The 24,763-nt window shown below is 30.3% G+C and carries 28 protein-coding genes, 1 tRNA gene and 1 other annotated feature; of the genes, 20 read left to right on the top strand and 9 right to left on the bottom strand.

Features of this window, described 5'->3' with window-relative positions:
* The first annotated feature begins 14 nt into the window (after positions 1 to 14).
* A complete protein-coding gene (locus ACTQYZ_RS07395; RefSeq protein ID WP_441022637.1) occupies positions 15 to 1,052 on the top strand; it encodes an electron transfer flavoprotein subunit alpha/FixB family protein in 1,038 nt (345 codons plus the stop codon).
* Positions 1,053 to 1,142: 90 nt separating this feature from the next.
* On the opposite strand, the gene ACTQYZ_RS07390 is transcribed toward ACTQYZ_RS07395, so the two are convergent.
* The 3 genes from ACTQYZ_RS07390 to ACTQYZ_RS07380 all read right to left on the bottom strand — a co-directional run bounded on the left by ACTQYZ_RS07390 (position 1,143) and on the right by ACTQYZ_RS07380 (position 5,192).
* The gene (locus ACTQYZ_RS07390; RefSeq protein ID WP_441022635.1) at positions 1,143 to 2,447 is read right to left on the bottom strand and encodes an acetyl-CoA hydrolase/transferase family protein; all 1,305 of its coding nucleotides are present in this window, start codon (positions 2,445 to 2,447) and stop codon (positions 1,143 to 1,145) included.
* Between the two features lie 49 nt (positions 2,448 to 2,496).
* Positions 2,497 to 3,945, bottom strand: coding sequence for a 4-hydroxyphenylacetate 3-hydroxylase family protein (locus tag ACTQYZ_RS07385; RefSeq protein ID WP_441022633.1), 1,449 nt, complete (start codon positions 3,943 to 3,945; stop codon positions 2,497 to 2,499).
* Positions 3,946 to 4,115: 170 nt separating this feature from the next.
* Positions 4,116 to 5,192: a polysaccharide deacetylase family protein gene (locus ACTQYZ_RS07380; protein WP_441022631.1), complete on the bottom strand. Its 1,077-nt coding sequence runs from the start codon at positions 5,190 to 5,192 to the stop codon at positions 4,116 to 4,118.
* Between the two features lie 73 nt (positions 5,193 to 5,265).
* Between ACTQYZ_RS07380 and ACTQYZ_RS07375 the strand changes: the two genes are divergently transcribed.
* The 15 genes from ACTQYZ_RS07375 to atpD all read left to right on the top strand — a co-directional run bounded on the left by ACTQYZ_RS07375 (position 5,266) and on the right by atpD (position 16,198).
* On the top strand, positions 5,266 to 5,934 hold the full coding sequence (locus tag ACTQYZ_RS07375) for an HAD family hydrolase (protein WP_441022629.1): 669 nt from the start codon (positions 5,266 to 5,268) through the stop codon (positions 5,932 to 5,934).
* Positions 5,935 to 5,955: 21 nt separating this feature from the next.
* Positions 5,956 to 6,672, top strand: a complete 717-nt coding sequence (locus ACTQYZ_RS07370; protein WP_138268752.1) for an HAD family hydrolase — start codon at positions 5,956 to 5,958, stop codon at positions 6,670 to 6,672.
* A 280-nt stretch (positions 6,673 to 6,952) separates the two neighbouring features.
* A complete protein-coding gene (locus tag ACTQYZ_RS07365; protein WP_441022627.1) occupies positions 6,953 to 7,975 on the top strand; it encodes an L-threonylcarbamoyladenylate synthase in 1,023 nt (340 codons plus the stop codon).
* 54 nt (positions 7,976 to 8,029) lie between these two features.
* Positions 8,030 to 8,482, top strand: coding sequence for a ribose 5-phosphate isomerase B (gene rpiB, locus ACTQYZ_RS07360; RefSeq protein ID WP_138268754.1), 453 nt, complete (start codon positions 8,030 to 8,032; stop codon positions 8,480 to 8,482).
* Between the two features lie 14 nt (positions 8,483 to 8,496).
* Entirely contained in the window at positions 8,497 to 8,955 is a 459-nt protein-coding gene (locus ACTQYZ_RS07355; protein WP_138268755.1) for a deoxycytidylate deaminase, read from the top strand.
* Entirely contained in the window at positions 8,942 to 9,175 is a 234-nt protein-coding gene (locus ACTQYZ_RS07350; protein WP_138268756.1) for an AtpZ/AtpI family protein, read from the top strand. Before ACTQYZ_RS07355 ends, ACTQYZ_RS07350 begins: the two co-directional genes overlap by 14 nt.
* Positions 9,176 to 9,243: 68 nt before the next feature.
* Positions 9,244 to 9,651 (top strand): ATP synthase subunit I, encoded by a 408-nt coding sequence (locus tag ACTQYZ_RS07345; RefSeq protein WP_171020588.1) that lies wholly within the window; start codon positions 9,244 to 9,246, stop codon positions 9,649 to 9,651.
* Positions 9,652 to 9,672: 21 nt separating this feature from the next.
* Complete coding sequence (locus ACTQYZ_RS07340) at positions 9,673 to 10,479, top strand: F0F1 ATP synthase subunit A (RefSeq protein ID WP_441416313.1); 807 nt, start codon at positions 9,673 to 9,675, stop codon at positions 10,477 to 10,479.
* Between the two features lie 76 nt (positions 10,480 to 10,555).
* Positions 10,556 to 10,810, top strand: coding sequence for an ATP synthase F0 subunit C (gene atpE, locus ACTQYZ_RS07335; protein ID WP_441022620.1), 255 nt, complete (start codon positions 10,556 to 10,558; stop codon positions 10,808 to 10,810).
* A gap of 36 nt (positions 10,811 to 10,846) precedes the next feature.
* On the top strand, positions 10,847 to 11,365 hold the full coding sequence (gene atpF, locus ACTQYZ_RS07330; protein ID WP_441022618.1) for a F0F1 ATP synthase subunit B: 519 nt from the start codon (positions 10,847 to 10,849) through the stop codon (positions 11,363 to 11,365).
* Complete coding sequence (gene atpH / locus ACTQYZ_RS07325; RefSeq protein WP_441022616.1) at positions 11,358 to 11,900, top strand: ATP synthase F1 subunit delta; 543 nt, start codon at positions 11,358 to 11,360, stop codon at positions 11,898 to 11,900. Before atpF ends, atpH begins: the two co-directional genes overlap by 8 nt.
* 14 nt (positions 11,901 to 11,914) lie before the next feature.
* The gene (gene atpA, locus ACTQYZ_RS07320) at positions 11,915 to 13,423 is read left to right on the top strand and encodes a F0F1 ATP synthase subunit alpha (RefSeq protein WP_441416312.1); all 1,509 of its coding nucleotides are present in this window, start codon (positions 11,915 to 11,917) and stop codon (positions 13,421 to 13,423) included.
* Positions 13,424 to 13,437: 14 nt separating this feature from the next.
* Positions 13,438 to 14,307, top strand: coding sequence for an ATP synthase F1 subunit gamma (gene atpG / locus ACTQYZ_RS07315; RefSeq protein WP_441022612.1), 870 nt, complete (start codon positions 13,438 to 13,440; stop codon positions 14,305 to 14,307).
* Between the two features lie 12 nt (positions 14,308 to 14,319).
* Entirely contained in the window at positions 14,320 to 14,760 is a 441-nt protein-coding gene (atpC, locus tag ACTQYZ_RS07310; RefSeq protein WP_441022610.1) for an ATP synthase F1 subunit epsilon, read from the top strand.
* A gap of 31 nt (positions 14,761 to 14,791) precedes the next feature.
* Positions 14,792 to 16,198, top strand: a complete 1,407-nt coding sequence (gene atpD, locus ACTQYZ_RS07305; protein WP_441416311.1) for a F0F1 ATP synthase subunit beta — start codon at positions 14,792 to 14,794, stop codon at positions 16,196 to 16,198.
* Positions 16,199 to 16,294: 96 nt separating this feature from the next.
* Here the strand turns inward: atpD and ACTQYZ_RS07300 are convergent.
* The 4 genes from ACTQYZ_RS07300 to ACTQYZ_RS07285 form a co-directional block, all read right to left on the bottom strand.
* Positions 16,295 to 16,370 (bottom strand) — tRNA-Lys (locus tag ACTQYZ_RS07300).
* Between the two features lie 81 nt (positions 16,371 to 16,451).
* Positions 16,452 to 17,549 (bottom strand): sn-glycerol-1-phosphate dehydrogenase, encoded by a 1,098-nt coding sequence (locus tag ACTQYZ_RS07295; protein WP_441416310.1) that lies wholly within the window; start codon positions 17,547 to 17,549, stop codon positions 16,452 to 16,454.
* Between the two features lie 91 nt (positions 17,550 to 17,640).
* Positions 17,641 to 18,357, bottom strand: a complete 717-nt coding sequence (locus ACTQYZ_RS07290; RefSeq protein ID WP_441416309.1) for a GntR family transcriptional regulator — start codon at positions 18,355 to 18,357, stop codon at positions 17,641 to 17,643.
* Between the two features lie 101 nt (positions 18,358 to 18,458).
* A complete protein-coding gene (locus ACTQYZ_RS07285) occupies positions 18,459 to 18,680 on the bottom strand; it encodes a hypothetical protein (protein WP_138268770.1) in 222 nt (73 codons plus the stop codon).
* 187 nt (positions 18,681 to 18,867) lie between these two features.
* Between ACTQYZ_RS07285 and ACTQYZ_RS07280 the strand changes: the two genes are divergently transcribed.
* The 4 genes from ACTQYZ_RS07280 to ACTQYZ_RS07265 all read left to right on the top strand — a co-directional run bounded on the left by ACTQYZ_RS07280 (position 18,868) and on the right by ACTQYZ_RS07265 (position 22,456).
* On the top strand, positions 18,868 to 19,287 hold the full coding sequence (locus ACTQYZ_RS07280; RefSeq protein WP_441416308.1) for a hypothetical protein: 420 nt from the start codon (positions 18,868 to 18,870) through the stop codon (positions 19,285 to 19,287).
* A gap of 78 nt (positions 19,288 to 19,365) precedes the next feature.
* Positions 19,366 to 19,609 (top strand) — a binding site (T-box leader).
* Between the two features lie 62 nt (positions 19,610 to 19,671).
* A complete protein-coding gene (locus ACTQYZ_RS07275; protein ID WP_441022601.1) occupies positions 19,672 to 20,685 on the top strand; it encodes an ABC transporter substrate-binding protein in 1,014 nt (337 codons plus the stop codon).
* Positions 20,686 to 20,801: 116 nt separating this feature from the next.
* Entirely contained in the window at positions 20,802 to 21,680 is an 879-nt protein-coding gene (locus tag ACTQYZ_RS07270) for an ABC transporter permease (RefSeq protein ID WP_441416307.1), read from the top strand.
* On the top strand, positions 21,677 to 22,456 hold the full coding sequence (locus ACTQYZ_RS07265) for an ABC transporter ATP-binding protein (protein ID WP_441416306.1): 780 nt from the start codon (positions 21,677 to 21,679) through the stop codon (positions 22,454 to 22,456). Before ACTQYZ_RS07270 ends, ACTQYZ_RS07265 begins: the two co-directional genes overlap by 4 nt.
* A gap of 26 nt (positions 22,457 to 22,482) precedes the next feature.
* Here the strand turns inward: ACTQYZ_RS07265 and glpK are convergent, their stop codons facing one another.
* Both glpK and ACTQYZ_RS07255 read right to left on the bottom strand, forming a co-directional pair.
* Positions 22,483 to 23,979: a glycerol kinase GlpK gene (glpK, locus tag ACTQYZ_RS07260; RefSeq protein ID WP_441416305.1), complete on the bottom strand. Its 1,497-nt coding sequence runs from the start codon at positions 23,977 to 23,979 to the stop codon at positions 22,483 to 22,485.
* A 125-nt stretch (positions 23,980 to 24,104) separates the two neighbouring features.
* Positions 24,105 to 24,464 (bottom strand): hypothetical protein, encoded by a 360-nt coding sequence (locus ACTQYZ_RS07255; protein WP_441416304.1) that lies wholly within the window; start codon positions 24,462 to 24,464, stop codon positions 24,105 to 24,107.
* Positions 24,465 to 24,763 lie beyond the last annotated feature (299 nt).

Here is a 24,763-nt window from a genome sequence, read left to right as displayed (position 1 = left end):
AGGAAATTGAAATAATGAGTTTTGAAGAATATAAAGGCGTATTTGTCTTCGCACAACAAGTTGATGGTGTTATCAACAATGTTGCGCTTGAATTAACAAGTGAAGCTACAAAGCTTGCTGCTGCTTTAAACACAGAAGTTACAGCTGTTCTTTTAGGAAAAGATGTAAAAGGATTAGCTGATGAATTAGCAGCTTATGGTGCTGATAGAGTTTTAGTTGTAGATGATCCTGCATTAGAAACATATACAACAGAACCATATGCACATGCTATGGATGAAATTATTAAACAATATAAACCAGATATCGTTCTTTACGGTGCTACTGCAATCGGTAGAGATTTAGCTCCTAGAGTTTCTGCAAGAGTTTCTACAGGTCTAACAGCTGACTGTACAGTTCTTGAAATCGGTGAATTCAAAAATGCTTTAGGTAACGTAAACAAAGGTTATGAAGGTCAAATGTTCTTAAACGCAACAAGACCTGCATTTGGTGGTAACTTAATGGCTACAATCGTATGTCCTAACAACAAACCTCAAATGGCTACAGTAAGACCTGGCGTTATGCAAAAAATTGAACCTAAAGAAGGTGCTAAAGCTAACGTAGAAGAAGTTAAAGTTGACTTTACTAAAAACAACAAATATGTAGAAGTACTAGATGTTGTTAAAGCTGTAAAAGACAAAGTTGATATTTCTGAAGCTAAAATCTTAGTATCAGGTGGTCGTGGTGTAGGTAGTGCTGAAAACTTCAAATTATTAGAAGATTTAGCTGATGCTATTGGTGGTGAAGTTTCTGCTTCAAGAGCTTGCGTTGACGCTGGTTGGGTTCCAAAAGATATCCAAGTAGGTCAAACAGGTAAAACTGTTCGTCCACAAGTTTACTTTGCTATTGGTATTTCAGGTGCTATCCAACATGCTGCTGGTATGGAAGAATCTGATATTATCATTGCAATCAACAAAGATGAATCTGCTCCAATCTTCAGCATTGCTGATTATGGTGTAGTAGGCGATTTAAACAAAATCGTTCCATTATTAACAGAAGCTATTAAGAATGCTTAATATAATCATAAAATCTAACTACTAAAAAGGAGTGTATTATTACACTCCTTTTTTTATGAATAAAACCACGTAATATATACGTGGTTTTGTTTATATGCTGAATTTTTCTTTAAATCTGTTTTCGTATTCAATAATCAGTTCTTCTCTAAATTGAGGAGCAGCAATATTTATAAGATTTTTTGCTCTTGTTCTTAATGTTTCACCTTTTAAATGGGCAATCCCGTATTCGGTGACAATATAATCTACATCGGTTCTTGATGTGGTTACAGCACTTCCTTTTTGAAGAAACGGAACAATTTTTGAAATTGTGCCGTTTCTCGCGGTTGCAGGAAATGCAATTATGGATTTTCCGCCTTTTGAAAAAGCAGAACCTCTTACAAAGTCAACCTGTCCTCCAATTCCGCTAAACTGTTTTAATCCTATTGCTTCAGCACAAACTTGTCCCATTAAATCAACTTCCAATGCTGAGTTGATGGAAATCATATTATCATTTTGTCCTATTACAATTGGATTATTTACATATTCAATATCCATCATGCTTATAATAGGATTATCGTGAACAAAGTCATATAATTTTTGAGTTCCCATTAAAAATGCAACAACCATTTTATTCTTATGTAAAGTTTTCTTTTTACATGTTATTACACCTTTTTCGTATAAGTCAACTACGCCATCAGAAATCATTTCTGAATGTATGCCTAAATCATTTTTATTTGTAAGAAATTTTAACACTGCATCAGGAATAGCACCTATGCCAAGTTGAAGTGTATCTCCGTCATTAATTAATTTTGCACAATTTTCTCCTATTTTCATTTCAACATCTGTTATTTTAGGATTTGGAAGTTCTGGAATTTGCTCATCGTGTTCAACTAAGATGTCAATATCACTAATATGCAAGAAATTATCTCCTAAAGTTCTTGGCATTTTTTTGTTTACTTGTGCAATTGTTAATTTTGCAGCTTGTGCTGTTGGTTTTGTGTAGTCACATGATGTCCCAAGGGAACAAAATCCATCTTTATCAGGAGGAGAAACAGTAACTAAGGCAACATCAACAGGTAGGGAAGATCTGAAAAGAGTAGGAATTTGATAAAAGAAGCATGGTGTGAAATCTCCTCTTCCTTCATAAACAGCATCTCTTGTATTCCCTCCAAGAAAGAAAGCATTTAATTTAAAGTGTTCTTTCATTTCTTCTTTTGCATAAAGAGAATGTCCCATAGGAACAAGTTGAACAATTTCAACATTCTTATATGCTTTATAATTTTCTACCATTTTATCTACAATATAAATAGGTTCTCCTACCGCATGGGCAATAACTACTCTATCGTTTGATTTTATATAATTTACAGCTTCCTCAGCGGTCTTTAATTTACTTTTATATAGTTTATTTATATCCATCTTTTACTCCTTTCCTCTTATTTTGATTAAGGTAAAAGAAAAATATAAGTTATTCTTTTATATTTGCAATATTTTTTGCAAGTTCTTTTTTCATATTTAAATTACCTTGTCTTGCTATCATGATTCTTTGAGCTTGAGGTGAGCCTGCTCCGTGTAGGGACTCTGTTCTGTAACCTACTGCTGCTGTTCCAAGTGTTAGATTTTCTATAAGTCTTAAAATTTTTAGTCTGTCTTTTGTAGGTATATTAGCTACACCTTTTAAATATTTTTCTACGTATTTTCCTACAACAGGACTTTCTAAATCTTTTTGTGAAGGAGCTGTAACCATTATTCCTCCTGCAATGTCTTCTGCAAGTCTTGCAATTTCATAAGGATATCTTGTTACGTTTTGTTTACATACATTTGCAAGAAGTAAATCAATCATATAATTACCGGACATTGTTTCATATCCTTGAGATGAACAAGCTATTCCACAGCTGTATAAAGTTTCATTTAGGTGTGTCATTTCAATTAATTTATCTTTTATGTGAGAAGCTTTTGCTGCTCCGTTATATTCTGCAACCACTGCTGCTGCACCTATAAGAACATCTCCTACACCAACTTTACATCCTCCGTAAGATTGTCTGTGATAACCTGCAAATCTTTCAACAAGCATTCCTGAAAAATCATATTCTCCATTTAAAAATATTCTTTCATTTGGAACAAAAACATTATCAAAAATAACAAGAGCTTCCATTCCTCCAAATTCTACATTTCCTACATCCATATCAGAATCTTCAAGTTTTCTGGTGTCACAAGATTGTCTGCCTACAATCATTAAAATACCTTCAGTATCTGTTGGAACCGCAAAGGAAATAGCATAGTCCTTGTCTTGTTCTGTCATATTTATCGTAGGCATAACCAAAACTTCATGAGAGTTAACCATTCCTGTTTGATGCGCTTTTGCACCTCTTACAACAACTCCGTCTTCTCTTCTTTCAACAACTCTTAAATATAAATCGGGATCTTCTTGTTTAGAAGGAGGAAGTCCTCTGTCTCCTTTAGGGTCTGTCATTGCACCGTCAATAACGAGGTCATTATCTTGGCAGTATCGTAAGAACTTTTTAAAGTTTTCATGATAATTTGTTCCATGTGCTTTATCTGTTTCGTAAGTTGTACTATATACTGCATTGAATGCATCCATTCCTACACATCTTTGGAAGCATGATGCTGTTTTCTGTCCGCATAGTCTTTGCATTTTGACTTTTTTAATTAAATCATCTGTGCTTTGATGAATATGTGTAAATCTATTTATTTTTCTGCCGTCTTCTAATGTTACTGTCATTAAATCTTCATATTCTGGCATTTGTGCTAAGTCATAAGTAGCTCTTACTGAATTCAATGAAGGTCGTAAAATTGGATTGTCCACTGGATTTTCAATTTTTTCTCCAAACATATATACTTGTAAATTTAATTTTCGTATACTTTCGATATATTCTTTACCTGTCATTAAAGCCATAATATATACCTTCCTTTCGAATGTTTTATGTTAGGGTAGTTGGGTTTTATAATATATAATGCAAATATCGTGCCAATAATTTCATATTAAAATAGGTATATTTTAATGAAATTTATATTTTTGTTGCAAAAATGCAATGCAAAAATACAAAAAAAAAGGCGTTGGGCCTTTTAATTTGCAGGTGAGAATTTTATTTCCATTGAAAGATTGTCTACTGTATCAAAGGTATATCCTTGTTTTTTTAGTTGTTTTATTACGTTATCAAGTCCTTTGGGTAAACTTTTATTTCTGTCAAATACATGAATTAAAACAACTGTTTCTTCATTCCATTTTGCTTGTTTTATTATAATATTATATTGTTTTGTTGAAACTTTTGATATTGTATCATTAGGGAATGCATTCCAATCTACATAATCATATCCGTATTCTTTTGACAGTTTTATTATATTTTTGATTACTTTTTTTCCTCCATAAGAGAATGATACTGTATTGTTTGTTCCTCCAGGAAATCTAAAAATTCTACAATCATATCCTGTTATGTCTTTAAAGTTTTTTCTGTTTTTTTCTAAATCTTCAATAAAAGCTTTGGGATTTTTATAAATTTTTTTGTAATCATGAGAATAAGTGTGTAGAGCAAGAAGGTGTCCGTCGTTTACTATTTCTTTAATTATTTTTTCATCTTCTTTATCTTTTGCAGCATTAAAGAAAAAGGTCGCTTTTACATCATTTTTCTCTAATACGTCTAATACTTCCTTTGTCATTTGTGTAGGGCCGTCATCAAATGTTAAATAAATTTTTTTTAACTTTATTTTTTGTATGCTGTCGCTATTAATGCTACCTATTGTTAATATATGAAAAGGAAGGTTTTTTATTTTATAAAAAGTTTTTGATAGTGATATTTTTTTTGTATTTGCAAAAGCTATTATTTTTTTATCATTATTACTTTTTATTATTTTGATTTTATTACCTTTATCTATAAATCCTATGCATTCATTTCTTTCGTTTGTTAATATACTTTCTTTTACAATAATATAGTTTGAATTTTTATTTCTTTCATAATTTATAGGATTAGAAGAACTTTTGCTTATTGAAGTTATTTCATTTTTATTTTGTAAATTTTTACATACTTTGTTATAATTATTAATATACGATATGTTTAAAACCCACAAAATTAAAAGAATATATATAATAATAAAAAAATATATTAAATTGTTTTTTTTCGTTAGTTTTGTTAATAAATTTTTCATACTTGTATTATTATATCAAAAAATAAAATAAATAAAATATTAAAATTATAAAAGTATAGAGGGGAAAATATTTATGATTAAAGCAGCAATATTTGATTTAGACGGAACAATAATAGATACTCTTGAAGATTTGGCTCAAGCAGGTAATTATGTATTAAAACAAAACGGATTTGAAGTGCATGATAAAGAAAAATACAGATTTTTTGTTGGAAGCGGCATAAGGAATTTATGTATAAGAATGTTACCGGAAGAAAAGAAAAGCGATGAAGAATTAATAAATAAAATATTTAATGATTTTAATGCATATTACGGTAAACATTATATGGATAATACAAAGGCATATGATGGTGTTGAAAGTATGCTTAAAAAACTTGTAGATATGAACATAAAAGTAGGAGTTCTTACAAATAAAGGTCATGAATTTACTGTTCCTATGCTAAAAAAAGTTTATGGAGATTTCCCATTTAGTGTGATTTTAGGTAAGACTGATAAATTCCCCGTTAAACCAAGCAAAGAATGTATTGATTATGTAATGAATAAATTAGAAGTAAGTGGTGAAGAATGCATTTATATTGGAGACAGCAATGTTGATATGCAAACAGCAATAAACGGAAATATTAGTGAAATAATTGGTGTAAGCTGGGGCTTTAGACCTGTTGAAGAACTTAAACAAGCCGGGGCAAAATATATAGTGCATAGCCCAGAAGAAATTATTGATATAGTAAATAAATTAAATAATTAATAATATAAAAGGAGAAGAAATATGATAAAAGCAGCAGTATTTGATTTTGATGGAACGTTAATGGATACTTTGGTGGATACTGCAAACAGTATTAATCATGTATTAAAAGCTCATGGATTCGATGAAGTTCCAATTGAACAATATAAGGATGTATTTGGAGGAAGCTGTTATGATATGATAAACATGGTTACTCCAAAATCAATGAACGACCCACAACTTTTACATGAAATGGATGTTGAAGTACAATATTATTATTCAAAACATTTTAATGAAAATTGTAAACCTTATAAAAATATAAGACATGCATTAAGAGGACTTAGAAAAAAGAATATAGACTTATGTGTTATAACAAATAAGCCTTCAAGATTATTGGTTCCTTTATTAAACGAATTTTTTGAAGATATTGAATTTAAACATATTATAGCAGCAGATTCAGGATTTCCTTTAAAACCAAATCCTGCATCTTGTAATCAATTGATGCAAACACTTGATATTCATCATGATGAAGTTGTATTTATAGGAGACAGCGAAGTTGATATTCAAATTGCAAAGAATGCAAGAGCTTTCTCTATTGGCTGTGGTTGGGGCTTTAGAGGTGGTGAATCCTTGATTAAGGCTGGTGCTGACTATGTTATTCATGAGCCTATGCACGTATTGGAAGTAGTAAATATTCTTAATAAGAGAAGTCTTAAAAATATTATGGATGAAGCTAAATTGATACTAAAAATATTAAAATAGTTTTTAATTTGATAAATTTTTAAAGGTTATTTTAAGAATTGTAATTATAATGATTATTAATTGATAATGAGTATTAATTACTGAGATTAAAAAAAATTTAATATTTTTTACAAGGGTGTAATTTTTATAATTGGCACCCTTTTAGTTTGGATAGATATATATAATAAAATTTTATCATACACTAAAATTTATTTTATAAATAATGTAATATATTTGATTATAAATTGTATGTAAATGAAAAAATTAATGATATAATTTAGAAAAATGTTTTAGGAATATTATGGAAACAAAAATATATGATTTAACAAATAATGACAATTTAACAGATATTTTTAATGAAGCCGCTAGGGTTATAAATGGAGGGGGAACTGTTGTTTTCCCAACGGAAACAGTATATGGTCTTGGAGCAAATGCCTACGATGATGAAGCTGTTAAAAAGATTTTTAAAGCCAAAAACAGACCTATGGATAATCCTTTAATAGTCCATATTAGTGATTTTGGTATGCTTGAGGGATTAGTTAGAGAAGTAAGCGATGATGCAAAAAAATTAATGGATAAATTTTTTCCGGGTCCTCTTACTTTAATCATGAAAAAATCAGATAATATTCCAAACAGCGTATCAAATAATTTGGATACCGTTGGAATAAGAATGCCAAGTGACAAAGAAGCAAATGCTTTTATAAAAGCGTGTAATGTTCCAATAGCAGCACCAAGTGCAAATATATCAAAAAGACCAAGTATAACTAATAAAAAATATTTGGTAGAGGAACTTAGTGGTAAAGTAGATATGATTCTATGTTCAAAGGAATCTCAAATAGGTTTGGAATCTACGGTTTTAGATGTTTCGACTGATAAAGTAAAATTACTTAGACCAGGGAAAATAAGTGCAAAAGAAATTGAAGAGGTAATAAACAAAAAAGTTTATGGATACAGCAAAGAAGATGCACTTCTTCCAAAATCTCCGGGAATGAAATATGAACATTATAAACCTAAAACAAAAGTGGTTGTTTTGAGTGGTGAAGATAAATCTATTATAGATTATCTAAATAATTTGAAAGAAGATCATATAGGCTTTTTAGGGTTAAATAATATTTTAGATAAAATTGAAAATGATAAAGTATTCCTTAGGTCTTTAGGAGAAGATATAAATGATGCAAGTAAAAATTTATATTTTCTTTTAAGAGAAATGGATAAAAAAAAGTTAAATGTGATTTATGCTCAGGCTATGAATACAGAGGGTATCGGGCTTGCGTATATGAACCGACTTCTTAAGTCTGCATCAGGAGATATAATAAATTTGTAAATAGTTAATAACTGCTTTGCAGTTTAAATAAATTAATTTTAAAGGAGAAAAATTATGAAAATAGTTATTGCTAGTGATCATGGTGGTTATGAATTAAAACAATTCTTAATCGACACATTCAAAAAGGAAGGTTACGATTTCGTAGATTACGGAACAGATTCTGCAGATAGTGTTGACTATCCTGACTATGCAATTAAAGTTGGCGAAGCTGTTGCTGCCGGTGAATTTGACAGAGGTATTTTAATTTGTGGTACTGGTATTGGTATCAGCATTGCTGCTAATAAAGTAAAAGGTATCAGAGCTGCTCATTGTACAGATACATTCTCTGCTAAAATGTGTAAACAACACAACAATGCAAACATCATTGTTTTAGGCGGAAGAATTACAGGTCCTGAACTTGCTGCTGAAATCCTTAGAGCATATTTAGATGAAAAAGAATTCTTAGGTGGAAGACACGAAAACAGAATTAACAAAATTAAAGCATACGAAGAAAAAGTATACAAATAAAAAAGGGAAAAATAATGGAAAATAATCAAAGACCTTCGTGGGACGAATATTTTATGGATATGTTGGAAGTTGTAAAAACTCGTTCAACTTGTATAAGAAGACAAGTTGGAGCAATAATAGTAAAAGACCATAAAATTATTTCTACCGGTTATAACGGAGCTCCAAAAGGTCTTAAGCATTGTACAAAAGATACTTGCATAAGACTTAAAAACAATATAAAAAGCGGAGAAAGACATGAGCTTTGCAGGGCTACCCATGCAGAACAAAATGCTATTATTTCTGCTGCAACCATGGGAGTAAGTGTAGAAGGAGCAGATATTTATATAACTGATTCTCCTTGTATTCTCTGTTCAAAAATGTTAATAAATGCAGGTATTAAAAGAATTGTATATAAAGGTAATTATCCTGATGAATTTAGTATGGAATTATTAAAGGAAGCAGGAGTTGAGGTTGTTAAATATGACGGAAAATAATAAAAATAATGATATCTCAAGTATTGCAAAAGCTTTGGCTATATTTTTTCAGCTGGGCATTACTATTGTTGTAACAATAGTTTTATGTTTGTTTTTTGGAAAATTCTTAGATACAAAGTTTCAAACGGGTAATATTTGGACGTTAATATTTTTATTTCTTGGTATATTGGCAGCCATTAGGAATATGTATTATATTCTTAAAAATGTAATGAAAAAATAAAATAAATTGGTGGTTTGCTTTTTGCAAACCACCATATAAGCAATACAAAAAGAAGAATGAGGCTTAAAATGAATAAGGAAAATAACGAGAATTTTACTATTGAAGATTTACTAAAAGAGCAAATTCAAATAAGTATATTTACTTTGATTTTAAATTTTATTTTTATAATTTTTGTATTGCTTTTTAAATTAGATAAGAGTATAATTCTTGGAATAATATCAGGATGTCTTGTTGCTTTAATATTTCATTGGATGTTATTCAATGATTTAAGAACGGCAATAAAGATGGATAAGGACAGTGCCGTAAATTATGCCAATTTACATGCTGCCATAAGAAAAGTACTCTTGATATTGGTATTAGTTTTTCTTGTTGCTAATAAGTGGATAAAAGTAAATGTAATAGGACTAATAATAGGGTTATTATCTTTTAGAGCCGTGTTATATGTTTATAATCTTATTAGTTTAAAAAACAAGTAATAAAAAAATGGAGAAGAGAAAATGAATGTAAGTATTAGTACTGTTGATAATATTTTTAATATCGGCAAAATACCTATATCTAATACAATTATTTGGACTGTAATTATTTTAGCTTTAACCTTCGTTTTTTTAATGTATTTAGCAAAAGGTCTTGAAATTAGACCTGATTCTAAAAAACAAGTTATTGCTGAATATATGGTAAGTGCTTGCAGAGATTTTGTAAGCAGTACTATGGGTAAGAAAAACATTGGTTTTACACCATACTTTTTTGCCTTGGCTGCTTTCTTGTTTGTTGCAAACTTAAGTAGTTTTGTATTCCTTGGGATAGTAAGACCTCCTACTGCGGATTTGGCTACAACACTTACACTTGGAATTATAACTTTTGTATTAACTCAATATTATGGATTAAAAACAAAAGGTATAAAAAAATACTTGAAGGATTTTACAGAACCGGTATTTTTCTTTTTACCTATAAATATTATTGGTGAGATCGCAAATCCTGTTTCACTTGGTTTCCGTTTATTCGGTAACATTACAGGTGGACTTATAATATTATCATTGGTATATTCTATATTTGTCGGTTCCGCAAAAGTTGCAATGCTTGTTTTCTTTACATCATTGATTTTATGTCTTTACTTATGTTTTGGGAAAGTAAATAAATTTACGGAAAATAAGATTGTTAGAATTATTGCCATATTATTACTTATACCATCATTCTTTGTAGCATTCTGTCACGGTTACTTTGACTGGTTTGCCGGAATACTTCAAACATTTATATTCTGTATGTTATCGATGGTATTCATTTCATCCGCAATGGATGAAGAATAATTTGCCTTTACCCGATTTTTAATCGGATAAAATATAAAAATAGAAAAATGCTTTTTTATTCAAGGAGGAAATAATAATGAATATTTCAGGAAGTGATTTGATTTTAGCATGTTCAGCAATAGGTGCCGGTCTTGCCATGATAGGTGCATTAGGTACTGGGATTGGACAAGGTAATGCAACAGGTAAAGCTTGTGAATCAGTTGCAAGACAACCAGAAGCAGAAGGAACAATATTAAAAACATTATTAACAGGTTGTGCTGTTGCGGAAACATCAGCTATTTATTGTTTGGTTATCGCTTTAATTTTATTATTTGTTAAACCTTTTAGCTAAACAAAACAACGATAATAAAGGTAAGGTGGTGATTATATGCTAGCTGGATCATTAATAAACTTTTCAACTGAAATGCTTTATCAAATGTTAATTCAGGGTGCAATATTTTTACTATTCTTTATTTTGGTAAAGAAATTCTTTTATGATAAAGTCGTAGAAGTTATTGATAAAAGACAAAGTATTATAACCGAAGAATTTGACAAAGCGGAAAATGAAAATTTAAAAGCAAACGCTTTAAAACAAGAATATGAAAAGAAAGTAAAAAGTATAAATGAAGAGGCTTTAGCTATTACAAATCAAGCTACCAAAGAAGCTAAAGAAATAAAAGAAAATATTATTTCTGAAGCAAATGAGGAAGCTAGGAAGATTAAAGCTAAATCTAAAAAAGATATTGAAAGTGCAAAAGAACTTGCAATGAAAGAAATGAAAGATAATATTATCGATATTTCTTTAGATATAACAAATAAAGTTATAGATGCAAAACTTGATAAAGATGCTGATGAAGCATTGATTAAAAAAGCTATTGCAAGTTTGGATGAGGTGCATTATGAGTAATGCTGCTTACAGATACGCTTATTCTTTATCATCTTTATGTATAGAAGAAAACATAATAGATACTATATATGATAAATTTACATCATTTTATGATTCATTATTAAGTAACGAAGAACTTTATAACGTTCTTTCAAACGAAACAATAATGAAAGAAGATAAAAAAGGTATCATTAACAATATTCTTAGTGATGAAGATAATAAAATACTTAAAAACTTTTTTAATATTTTAGTTGATAAGGATAGGATTTGCGAAATCAAAATGATATATCTTAATTTTAAGAAAATGTACTTAGAATATAAAGGTATTTTAGATGCTGAGGTTGTAAGTGCAAATCCGTTAAGTGATGAATTAAAAGAAAGTTTAAAAAATAAGTTATCAAAAAAACTTGATAAAACAATTATTTTAAATGAAAAAATAGATAAAGATATCATTGGTGGTATCGTACTATTTATTAATGGAAAAATGATTGATTTATCAGTAAAAAATGAACTAAATCAAATAAAAAGACAGTTAAAAGAAACAAAGATAGTTTAAGAAGGGAAATAAAAATGAATTTAAAACCCGAAGAAATCAGTAGAATTATAAAAGACCAAATTAAAAACTATGACAAAAAAATAGAAACTACTTCAGTAGGTACTATCTTAAGTGTGGGTGATGGTATCGCCAGAGTTCATGGTTTAGATGGCGCAATGATGGGTGAACTTATTTTGTTCCCTGGTGATGTTTATGGTATGGTTTTAAACCTTGAAGAAGACAATGTTGGTTGTGTTCTACTTGGTGATGATACAAATATCGTAGAGGGAGACACTGTAAAATGTACAGGTAAAATTATGAGTGTACCTGTAGGAGAAGGTGTTATCGGAAGAGTTGTAAATGCTCTTGGTGAACCTATTGACGGTAAAGGAAATATCATAGCTGAAGAATACAGAAGAGCCGATGTAAAAGCTAGCGGTGTAATTGAAAGAAAAAAAGTAAGTGTACCGCTACAAACAGGTTATAAAGCTATTGACTCTTTAATTCCAATCGGAAGAGGACAAAGAGAACTTATCATTGGTGATAGACAAACAGGTAAAACTGCTTTAGCAGTTGATACAATTTTAAATCAAAAAGATGAAGACGTAATTTGTGTGTATGTTGCTATCGGACAAAAAGCAAGTACAGTAGCGCAAATTGTAGGAACACTTGAAGAATATGGTGCAATGGATTATACAACAGTAGTATGTGCCACAGCCAGTGAAATGGCACCACTTCAATATCTTTCTCCTTATTCAGGATGTGCAATTGCAGAATATTTTATGGATAAAGGAAAAGATGTATTAATAGTTTACGATGATTTAAGTAAACATGCGGTGGCTTATCGTTCAATGACATTACTACTTCGTAGACCACCAGGAAGGGAAGCTTACCCAGGGGATGTATTCTATTTACATTCAAGACTTCTAGAAAGAGCTGCTAGACTTGAAAAAGGCGGTTCAATAACTGCTCTTCCTATTATTGAAACTCAAGCCGGGGATATATCTGCTTATATTCCAACAAACGTAATTTCAATTACAGATGGACAGATATTCCTTGAAAGTGAACTTTTCCATGCTGGTGTAAGACCAGCTGTAAACCCTGGTATTTCAGTTTCAAGGGTTGGGGGAGATGCACAAATTACAACAATGAAAAAAGTTGGCGGACCTCTTAGAATAGAGTATGCACAATATAGAGAACTTGCTTCATTCGCACAATTCGGTTCTGATCTTGATAAGTCAACTAAGGCAAGTCTTGAAAAAGGTAAGAGAATTGTTGAAATGTTAAAGCAAGAACAATATTCTCCTATGAAAGTAGAAGAACAAGTGCTTGTTATTTATGCTATTACAAATAACTTTGCAAGAGATGTTAAAGTAGATGACATAAAAGAATTTGAAAAAGGATTGGTTGAATATGCACATGTAAATGCTGCCGGTACTTTAGAAAAATTAAAAGTTGCAAAAGGTTTTGATGATGAATTAAAAGCAGAAATGACAAAACTAATTAACGACTATAAAGATATGTTTCTAAGTGGTCGAGAATAAAGGAGCTATGAGTTATGGCTGAAAATATGGCAGACATTAAAAGAAGAATAAAAAGTGTGTCAAGTACAAAGCAAATAACTAAAGCAATGGAACTTGTTGCAAGTTCAAAATTAAGAAAAGCAAAAGAAAGAGCTATAAGCAGAAGTCATTACACAGATGCAACATATCAACTTCTTCTTAGAATAGCAAAATATACTTCTCATATAAACAATTTATATTTTAATGTAAGAGATGATGCTAACAAAATAATATATATTGTTTTAAGCGGTGATAAAGGACTTGCCGGCGGTTTTAATTCTAATGTTATTAAAGAAGCCGTAAGTCAAATAGGCGATAAAAAAGAAGATGCTTATATTTTTGCACTTGGAGCAAAAGGAGCGGACTATTTTAAGAAAAATGGTTATGATGTTGTAGGTGAATATATTGGAATAAGCGATGACCCTAACTATGGTGTTGCTAAAAAGATTATCGGTACAGTAATTAATCTTTATAGCAGCAATAAAGATGTTAGAGGGGTAAGAATGATTTATTCTAAATTCAACTCTGTTGTATCTCAAGGTGTATTAAGTGCAAAAGTTCTTCCTATATCAAGAAAAGCGAAGAACAGCGACGGCACTGATGTTAAAAGTGAATTAGTCATTGAGCCGGGGGGAGAGGAATTATTGGAAGAATTAGTTCCTCAATATATAACAAGTCTTCTTTATGGTGCTATGATTGAAAATCATGCTGGTGAAGAAGCATCAAGAAGAATGGCCATGAGTGCAGCTACAGACAATGCAAATGAGCTTTTAGATGAACTTGAAATAAGATACAATTCAGCCAGACAGTCAAGTATTACAAATGAACTTATAGAAATAGTTTCAGGTGCAGAAGCCTTGAAGTAAAGGAGAAAAACAATGAATGATGAAAATTTACATTTAGAAATTGCAACTCCTACAAGGACTTTTTATAAAGATTATGTAGAGAAATTTACTTTTAGAGCTACAAGCGGAGAAATGACAGTACTGCGTAATCACGTGCCTACAATGACTGTTGCTGATATTGGGATAATGCATATAACAAATTTAGAAGGTGAAAAAAGAGAAGCAACATTGTTCGGAGGAACTGTTTTAATAGAAAACAATAAAATCCTTGTTGTAACAGATGATGCTTTATGGCCTGAAGAAGTTGACATAAAAAGAGCTGAAGAAGCTAAGAGAAGAGCTGAAGAAAAACTTCATTCAAGCAAATATAATCGTCAAGAATTTGTTCATGCAGAACATAAGTTAAAGAAAGCTTTAGTAAGAATAGATTTAGCAAATACGTATGAAGGTATTTCTAGACATAAGAAATATTAGTCACATGAATTAAAGGAGACAAAAAAGTCCTATGGAAAATATAAAAGGAAAAATAGTCCAAGTTGTAGGACCGGTTGTTGATGTTCAGTTTAACGACGGAGAGTTACCTAAATTAAACGAAGCTATCAAAATTGATAATCACGGTGAAGAATTAATCATCGAAGTTAGTGAACATATCGGAGATAATACAGTAAGATGTATTGCTATGGATACAACTGATGGGCTAATCAGAGGAATGGAAGCTACTGCTACCGGTAATCCTATTATGGTTCCGGTAGGAGAAAAAACATTAGGCAGAATGGTTAATGTTTTAGGACAACCAATAGATGGAAAAGAAATGGATATGGATGGAGTTAAACTTTCTCCAATTCATAGAGATCCTCCATCTTTTGAACAACAACAAACTGTTCCTGAAGTATTTGAAACAGGAATTAAAGTTGTAGACTTAATTTGTCCTTACACAAAGGGTGGTAAAATTGGTTTGTTCGGTGGTGCCGGAGTTGGTAAAACTGTATTAATCCAAGAACTTATCAGTAATATTGCCACAGAACATGGTGGTCTTTCTGTTTTTGCCGGTGTAGGTGAAAGAACAAGAGAAGGAAACGACCTATATTATGAAATGAAAGATTCAGGAGTTTTAGAAAAAACTTCATTATGCTTTGGTCAGATGAATGAGCCACCTGGAGCAAGAATGAGAGTTGCTTTAACAGGGCTTACTATGGCAGAATATTTTAGAGATGAAGAAAATCAAGATGTACTTTTATTCATTGATAACATCTTTAGATTTACTCAAGCTGGAAGTGAAGTTTCTGCTTTACTTGGTAGAATGCCTTCAGCCGTAGGGTATCAACCAACACTTGCTACAGAAATGGGTGCATTACAAGAAAGAATTACATCTACAAAGAATGGTTCAATTACATCGGTTCAAGCGGTATACGTACCTGCCGATGACTTAACAGACCCTGCTCCAGCAACAACATTCGCTCACTTGGATGCTACAACTGTACTTTCAAGAGCAATCAGTGAAAAAGGTATTTATCCTGCTGTTGACCCTCTTGAATCAACAAGTAGAATCTTGGATCCAAAAGTAGTTGGTGAAGAACATTATCAAATTGCAAGAGGAGTTCAAGAAATACTTCAAAGATATAAAGAACTTCAAGATATCATTGCAATTTTAGGTATGGAAGAATTAAGCGAAGAAGATAAACTTATCGTTGGAAGAGCAAGAAAAATTGAAAGATTCTTATCTCAACCATTCCATGTTGCTGAACAATTTACAGGTTTACAAGGAGCATATGTTCCTATTTCAGAAACTCTTAGAGGCTTTAAAGAAATCTTACAAGGTAAACATGATGATTTACCTGAAGCTGCATTTTTACTTGTTGGAACAATTGATGATGCAGTTAAAAAAGCAAAAGAAATTGAAGAAGCTGAATAATAATAAAAAATACATTTATGATTTTCATAAATGTATTTTTTTATTGTAAAAAATAAAAAAGCCTTAAGAATATCTTAAGGCTTAAATTTCAAAAAATGGTGATCCGTCAGGGGATCGAACCCTGGACACCCTGATTAAGAGTCAGGTGCTCTACCAGCTGAGCTAACGGACCATTTATCATGCTTTATTATTATAATAAAGTATGATAAAAAAGTCAATAATTTACATTTATAAAAGATTTCTTTTTAAATATTTAATATATTTCATCAGTAATTATTTTTGCACACTCTTCAAGTTTTCCTCTATCTAATGCAAATTTGAATATACTGTAACGGTCTCTTATTGTATAGCATTTTAGCATACTTTCATAAAATAAATCTTTATCTATACCGATATCTTTTGGTAAAACCGGATTTCCCATTATTTTTAACATATTTTCTATATCTTCGGGAGTATAAACATTTTCCATTATATTGTTAGGTATAATATCTCTTAATAGGTAAAACATTTTTGAAACAATAGGAGTGGCAATTCCTACTTTGATTCCATGCAGCTCGGGGAATCTATTATTTTTTATAAAATCTACTTCCCAATAATGTGAAAGCATATGTTCTGCTCCTGATGCATGACGAGAAACACATACAAGTCCCATTGCAACTCCTGTAAGTGTAAGGGCTTCAATTAAGTATTTTATTGCATCTTCATCCCTGTCTTTTAATTTGTCAGCGCTATTAATTGTTTTTTGAACAGCTTCTTTTGTTAATTGAATACAGGTTTCGCAGTAGTATTCATCGTTTATTTCTTTTGATAATTCCCAGTCCATTAAAGCAGTTATTTTACCTATTATATCTCCATATCCAGCTCTTATAAGTTTCATTGGAGCATTTTTCATTATGTTTATATCTCCTATGATTGCATAAGCTAAAGTTGCATTAAAAGATATTTTCATTCCGTTACATATAAGAGGAGCGCCGTCTGATGCATAACCGTCCATTGAAGGAGCCGTGCATATAATTATATATGGAATACCTGTTTTTACAGATAAAAATTTACCAATATCATTTATACTTCCACTTCCTATGGCTATAATAAGTTTTGTATCGTTGTCCATTTCCATAAAAAGTCTGCCAACAACTTTTTCATCAGGGATTAATATTTCTTCTCCTGTTTCAATTACAAAGTTTTTATAATTATAATTGTTTTTATCAAGTTCATTTAAAGTTTCTTTTCCTGCTGCTTTAAAAGTATTAGTATCACTGAATACAAAAATCTTATTATCTTTAAAAGGTGATATTATTCTATCAAGTTCTTCTATTGCATTTTCTTTTATACATATATCGTGTATGTTCAAAGTATGGTGTTTTCCTCATTTACAATCAAAACTTAGGTTTGACATTTCATTTATACTCATTTCTAATATATCTTTCATTTTAATCTCCTTTTTATTTTCTATGGTATACTTCCATTTCGTATCTTGTTTTGTATGCGTTTGATTTTGCTTCGACATATTCGATTGGTTCATTTGTAATTGTATAAGTTGTTGATTTTAATAAACTTATTGGATCATTTAATTTAATGTTTAAATGCATTGCATCATATTCATCAGCTTTAATTATTACTAGTTCCTGTTTTCCCTTATAAGGTATTATGCCTATATTTGATAATGTTTTGTATAAAGATGCATTTGTAAAATCTTCTTTCATTAAATATTTTGCATATTTTTTTAACAAGTAAGAAGTTGTAAGGGAAAATAATTCATCATCTATATATCTTTGTCTTTCCAGTTTAAAAACTTCATCACCTTCATTTATATTTAATTTTTTTGCAATATATTCATCAGCTTTCCATATGTTTTGGAATAAAACTTTACTTTTTATTTCCTTACCTTGAAGTTTTGCATCACTGTAAAAACCTAATGTTGAAGTAAGTTGATGGTCTATATAAGGGCTATTGCCTAAATAGAAAGTACCTTTTCGCTCTCTTTTTTCTATTAATCCTTCTTCTTCAATAAGTTTTAATGCAGATTTTATAGTAGATCTGCTGACATTATATTTTTCACAAAGTTCTCTTTCGCTTGGTAGGATTGAATAATATTCTAAATTTTTAAAGTCTGATATTAATTTATCTTTTATTTGTTTATATAAAGGTTCTTTGCTCATCGTACCTCCTTTATATATCCAGTGGATATATTACAATTATATATTATATCAAGAAATAAAAAAAGTCAATAAAAAAGTATACCCAGTGGATATACTTTTAATTATTTTATATTATTGGTTTTTTCATATATATATCTATATCTGTCACATAGTTTACTTTCTAAAAATTTATTTTCAAATTCTTCAACATTTTTACAATTTTCGGCCATTTTTTCTATTTTCTCAAATAAAAAATCAGTAAATTTTTTTATTTTGCTATTATAGCAATGATTAAATATTAAATTTTTTCTTGCATCAATGGTCGCTTTTATATATGTATCCATCTCATCACTCCTTTAATATTTATATACATATGTTATCATTTCTTTTTGTCATTTATTTGTATATTATCTGATAATTAAAAATTAATATTGTGAGATTTTATTATTGTTATAAAATTATATACCTTTTTTTATTAAAGATTTGTCTTTTTTTGATATAATAAACCTATAAAATTTTAAGGAGATAACGTTGAATAATTTTGTTGATTATTTTGAAGAAAATGAAATAAGTGAATTAAGCATTATTAATTTTGAAAATCCCGAAATTGGTTTTGATGTGGATTTTAAAATAAATGACCATATAGAAATTATCGATGTAAATGATAAAATGTTAACCATAGAATTTACAAGAAGTCTTATTGAATTGGATCTTGATGAATTATTCCTTGAAATAAGCGTTTTGATTACATTCAAGGTTAAGAAAGAATTTGATAATACAATTGTTTTTCTATCTAAAATAAAACAAGAGGATTTGAAAAAAGTGATACTCGAAAATGAGGATTTCTTTTTAAGCTGTTCAATTTGTACAGTTTCTCTTTTAATTTCTCAAATTTTGTCTGCATTTGGTCGAATTCCACCAATTACGCCGCCTTTATTTATAAAAGAATAAATTTTAATATTGTCTAAATTTTCAAAAAACTATTGACAATTCTTTTAAAAGGTAGTATCATCAAAACAACATTAATATAGAAAACCGTAGAGAAAGAGTAGTAGACAAGATAAGAATGATTTACAGAGAGTTATAAGACGGTGAGATTATAGCATGATTTCCTTGTTGAATGGACTTTTGAGGGTGGCTTTGAAATGAAAAAAGTATGGGCCATCGGGCACCCGACCCGTTATCATAAAGGGCGTATATGATGGTATACGAATTTGAGTGGGCATATTATATATGTCAATTTGAGTGGCAACGCGGATATTTCGCCTCAAGCAATTTTGCTTGAGGCTTTTTCTATATTAAAATAAAAATTTTTAATAAAGAGAGGAAAGACAAATGAAAATGAAAAAAGTATTAATGGTAGGACTAAGTTTAATGTGTATGGCAGGAGTGCTTGCAGGATGTGGTAATTCATCAGGATCAAGTGACGGAAATTATGAGATAGGTATTTTACAATTTGCAAATCATGGTTCTTTGGATAACTGCAGAGAAGGTTTTTTACAAGGATTAAAGGAAGAAGGAATTGAAGAAGGAAAGAATTTAACAGTTACATATAAAAATTCTGGTTCAGATATGGCAACTGATAATCAAATTGCATCAAGTTTTGCTTCAAAAGATTATGATCTTATTTGTGCAATAGCAACTCCAAGTGCACAAAGCGCATACAACGCAACTAAAGATAAGGATATTCCCGTTGTTTACACAGCTGTTACATCTCCAAAACTTGCTGGATTTGTAGATGATAATAATAAAAATGTTGGAAATATAACAGGTACATCTGATTTGATTTTGGCAGACGAACAATTAAAATTAATAAAAGATATGATGCCTGATGTTAAAAATGTAGGAATTCTTTACACTACAAGTGAAGTTAATTCACAGTCAGGTATTGAAGCATATGAAAATGCAGCTTCAAAATATGGAATAACTATTGTTACACAAGGTATAAGCTCTTCTGCTGATATTCCTATGGCAACAGACAGTTTACTTAAAAAAGTTGATTGCATAACAAATTTAACTGATAATACTGTTGTAAGCAATCTTCCAACAATTTTAGATAAAGCAAACAAAGCGAAAATTCCGGTTTTCGGTTCTGAAGTTGAACAAATAAAAAATGGTTGTATTGCTTGTGTCGGTATTGATTATGTAAAACTTGGAAACCAAACAGGAAAAATGGCTGCAAAAATATTAAAAGGTGAGGCTACAGCAAAAGATATGGAATTTGAAACATTTAATGCTGGCGAAATTGTTATAAATACAAAAGTTGCATCTGATCTTGGAATAACAATTCCTGATAGTGTAAAATCAAGTGCTTCACAAACTTTTGATAGTGTTGCTTCTGAAGAATAATAATAATTTAATTGCCATATATAAGTTTCTTATATATGGCAAACTATAAAAGTTTATAAATATAAGATTAATATTTAATTTCATATTTATACATTTTAAGAAAAGAGGAGAGTGTTTTGGATTTATTACTTAGTATTTTTGAACAGGGCTTTATATATGCAATAATGGGGCTTGGTGTATATATTACATATAAAATTTTGGATTTTCCGGATTTATCAGTTGACGGAACTTTTCCCCTTGGGGCTGCAATTACTGCAGTACTTATTACAATGGGAGTTAATCCTTATGTAACTTTAATCATTTCTCTACTTGGGGGAGCTTTAGCTGGAGTGTTTACGGGTATAATACACGTAAAGTTTAAAGTAAGGGACTTGCTTTCAGGTATTATTATGATGACAGCTTTATATACTATAAATCTACGAATAGCCGGTGGAGTGGCAAATGTTCCTATTTTTAATTATAAAACTATTTTTGATAATGATTTTATAAATGGTATTTTCCCTGATTCCATATCACAGTTTAAAACAGTTATAGTAGTTTTTATTATACTTTTAATTGCTAAATTATTACTTGATTTATATTTAAAAACAAAATCAGGATATTTATTAAGAGCAGTAGGAGATAATGAAAAAATAGTTACTTCTCTTGCAAAAGACAGTGGAATAACAAAGATAATTGGGCTTGCTCTTGCAAATGGGCTTGTTGCTCTTGCGGGAAGTGTAATGTGTCAGCAACAAAGATTTTTTGAAATTACAATGGGAACGGGAACAATCGTTATAGGTCTTGCAAGCGTAATTATAGGTATGAATGTTTTTAAAACAAATAAGTTAAAAGCAACTACCGCAGTTGTTTTAGGTTCTGTTATTTATAAGGCATGTGTTGCAATAGCTATTGAATGTGGACTTGAAGCTTCTGATTTGAAACTTGTAACGGCTGTTTTATTCTTTATTATTTTAGTATTCAGCATGGATAGGAAGAAGAAGGTGAAATCATGATAAAACTTGAACATATAGATAAGTATTTTAATATTGGAACAATAAATGAAATATGTTTATTTAAAGATTTTAATTTAAACATAAATGATGGTGATTTTATTTCTGTTATAGGAAGTAACGGTTCAGGAAAAACTACGGTATTAAACTTAATATGTGGAAGTTTAGAACCTGAAAATGGTAAAATTATATTAGATAATGAAGATATAACAAAACAAAAAGAATATATAAGAAGTAGAAAAATAGGAAGAGTATATCAAGATCCGTCAATGGGAACTTGTCCAAGCATGACTATACTTGAAAATATGTCCTTAGCTGATAATAAAGGAAAATCTTATGGGCTTGGAATGGGGACAAATAAGAAGAGAGTAAATTATTATAAAGATCTTTTGTCTAGATTAAACCTTGGACTTGAAAATATGCTAGATACGAAAGTTGGTGCATTATCAGGAGGGCAAAGACAGGCAATGACTCTTTTAATGACAACAATGTCAGATATAAAATTCTTAATTTTAGATGAGCATACAGCTGCGCTTGATCCTAAAACTGCTGAACTTATAATGAAATTTACAGATGAGATTGTAAAAGAAAAGAAGATAACTACAATAATGGTAACTCATAATCTTCGTTTTGCTACTGAATATGGAAATAGAATTTTAATGATGCATAAAGGTAATGTGATTATTGATAAAGCAGGGGAAGAAAAAGAAAATATAGATATAGATGATCTTCTTTCTAAATTTAATGAAATAAGCATTGAACTTGGAAATTCAATATAAAAAAAGACCTTATATAAGGTCTTTTTTTATATTTCATCTTTTTTTGTTAAACATATTTTTACAGAATGTTTCCAGCCTGCATATAATTCTTTTCTTTTCTCTTCTGTTATTTCACTATTAAAAAGTTTGCTTGTTTTTCTTACTTCTTTTAATTCTTCTTCACTATTCCATACTCCTGTTGCAAGTCCAGCAAGGAATGCTGCTCCCATTGCTGTAGATTCTATGCAGTTTGGTTTATTTACAGGGCAGTTTAGTATATCTGATTGGAACTGCATTATAAAGTCGTTTTGACAAGCACCTCCGTCAACCATAAGTTCTTTTAGAGGAATCTTACTGTCATCTTCTATTGCATCAAGGAGATCTTTTGTTTGATAGCAGATGCTTTCAAGAGCCGCTCTTACAATATGCGCTTTTTTTGCTCCTCTTGTAATTCCGGTTATAATTCCTTTTGCATACATATCCCAATAAGGAGCTCCGAGACCTGTAAATGCAGGCACTATATATACATCATTAGTATCATTTACACTTGTTGCGATTTGATATGTTTCTGCTGCTGTTTGAATCATACCAAGTTCATCTCTTAGCCACTGAACAACAGCGCCCCCTATAAATACGCTTCCTTCAAGGGCATAAGTGATTTTTCCGTCAATACCATAAGCGATAGTTGTTAAAAGTCCGTTATGAGATTTTATTGGTTTTTTTCCTGTATTCATAAGTAGGAATAGTCCCGTACCGTATGTATTTTTTGCTTCTCCTACATTGTAACATCCTTGACCAAATAAAGCAGATTGTTGGTCTCCAGCAACTCCTGCAATAGGAATTTCTTTTCCTAAAATTTCTTTATCCATATATCCAAGTATTCCACTGCTATTAACAACTTCAGGTAAGATATTTTTAGGAATATCTAAAGCTTCCATTATTTTTTCATCCCATTTTAGATTATGGATATCATAAAGCATTGTTCTTGATGCATTTGTGTAGTCTGTTGCATGTACTTTTCCTTTTGTCAGATTGTATATAAGCCATGTATCAATGGTTCCAAAAAGAATTTTCCCTTCTTCGGCTTTTTTTCTTGCTCCCTCGACATTATCTAAAATCCATTTAATTTTTGTTGCAGAGAAATAAGCATCAATCTTAAGTCCTGTTGTATTTATTATATGTTGCTCAAGACCTTTTTCTCTTAGGTCTTCGCATATATCTGCAGTTCTTCTGCACTGCCATACTATTGCGTTATATATTGGGTATCCTGTATCTTTATCCCATAAAACAGTGGTTTCTCTTTGATTAGTTATACCGACTCCTTTAATATTATCAATATTTATATTAGCTTTTTGAACACATTGTTTTATGGTAAACAATTGTGTCATCCATATTTCCATTGCGTCATGCTCAACATATCCTGCCTTTGGATAAATTTGTTTGAATTCTCTTTGTTCAACACTGACTATGTCTGCGTTTTCATTAAATAAAATCGTTCTACAGCTTGTTGTGCCTTGGTCGATTGCCAATATATATTTTTTCATAGGCTCACCTCTTTATGTTTATATATACTATTATACTTCATTATGTATACGTTTAGCAATGAGAATTTAAATATGTATATAAATAAAAAAACACCTATATTATAAGGTATTTTTTATTTATATTTTTAGGCAAATTTCTTTTTTATTATGGCTAAAAGAGAAATTAAACTTATAAATGCACTACCATAGAAAAGAGTTAAATTATTATTATCATAAGTGTTAGGAGATTGTACATCTTGTTTATCTGTTGTTGGTTTATCGCTTGTTCCTGTACTTGGATTATTGTTTTCATTGTTATTTTCTGTGATAATTCCTGTGTCATCAACTTGTTTGTTATTTACAGTTACATTACCATCACCTTTATTAACTATACTAACGCCACCATTTTCTACATTTAAATCAAGATCTCCATTTAAAATCTCAATTGAATCACCTTTCTTAGCTGACTCAATTATTTCTTCTATTTCAGCCTTTGTCCCTACCATATATGTAGTATTATTTTCTCCTGCTTTTTTGTAGCCTATTGCTATTAAATCATCAGCAAGAAATTCAGTATTTATTTCTTTTTCGTAAGTACCGCCAGAAATTAAAATATTTGCATCTTCAACTGTTTTAGTAATATTTCCTGAAACATTTCCACCTTTTAATGCTACGTTAGCTTTTTCTTTCGCTGAAATATTTCCGTTTATGTCTCCACCATTTACTAAAAGTTCAGGGCCCTTTACACCGCTATCTATATAGTTTGTATCTATTTGTACAGTTATATCTCCTTTTATTTTTGCAT

The sequence above is a fragment of the Anaerofustis sp. LCP19S3_F7 genome (genome assembly GCF_052119445.1).
Classification (GTDB): Bacteria; Bacillota; Clostridia; order Eubacteriales; family Anaerofustaceae; genus Anaerofustis; species Anaerofustis butyriciformans.
Note: the sequence above shows the minus strand (reverse complement) of the source record. Positions and strands in the feature narration are given on the sequence as shown.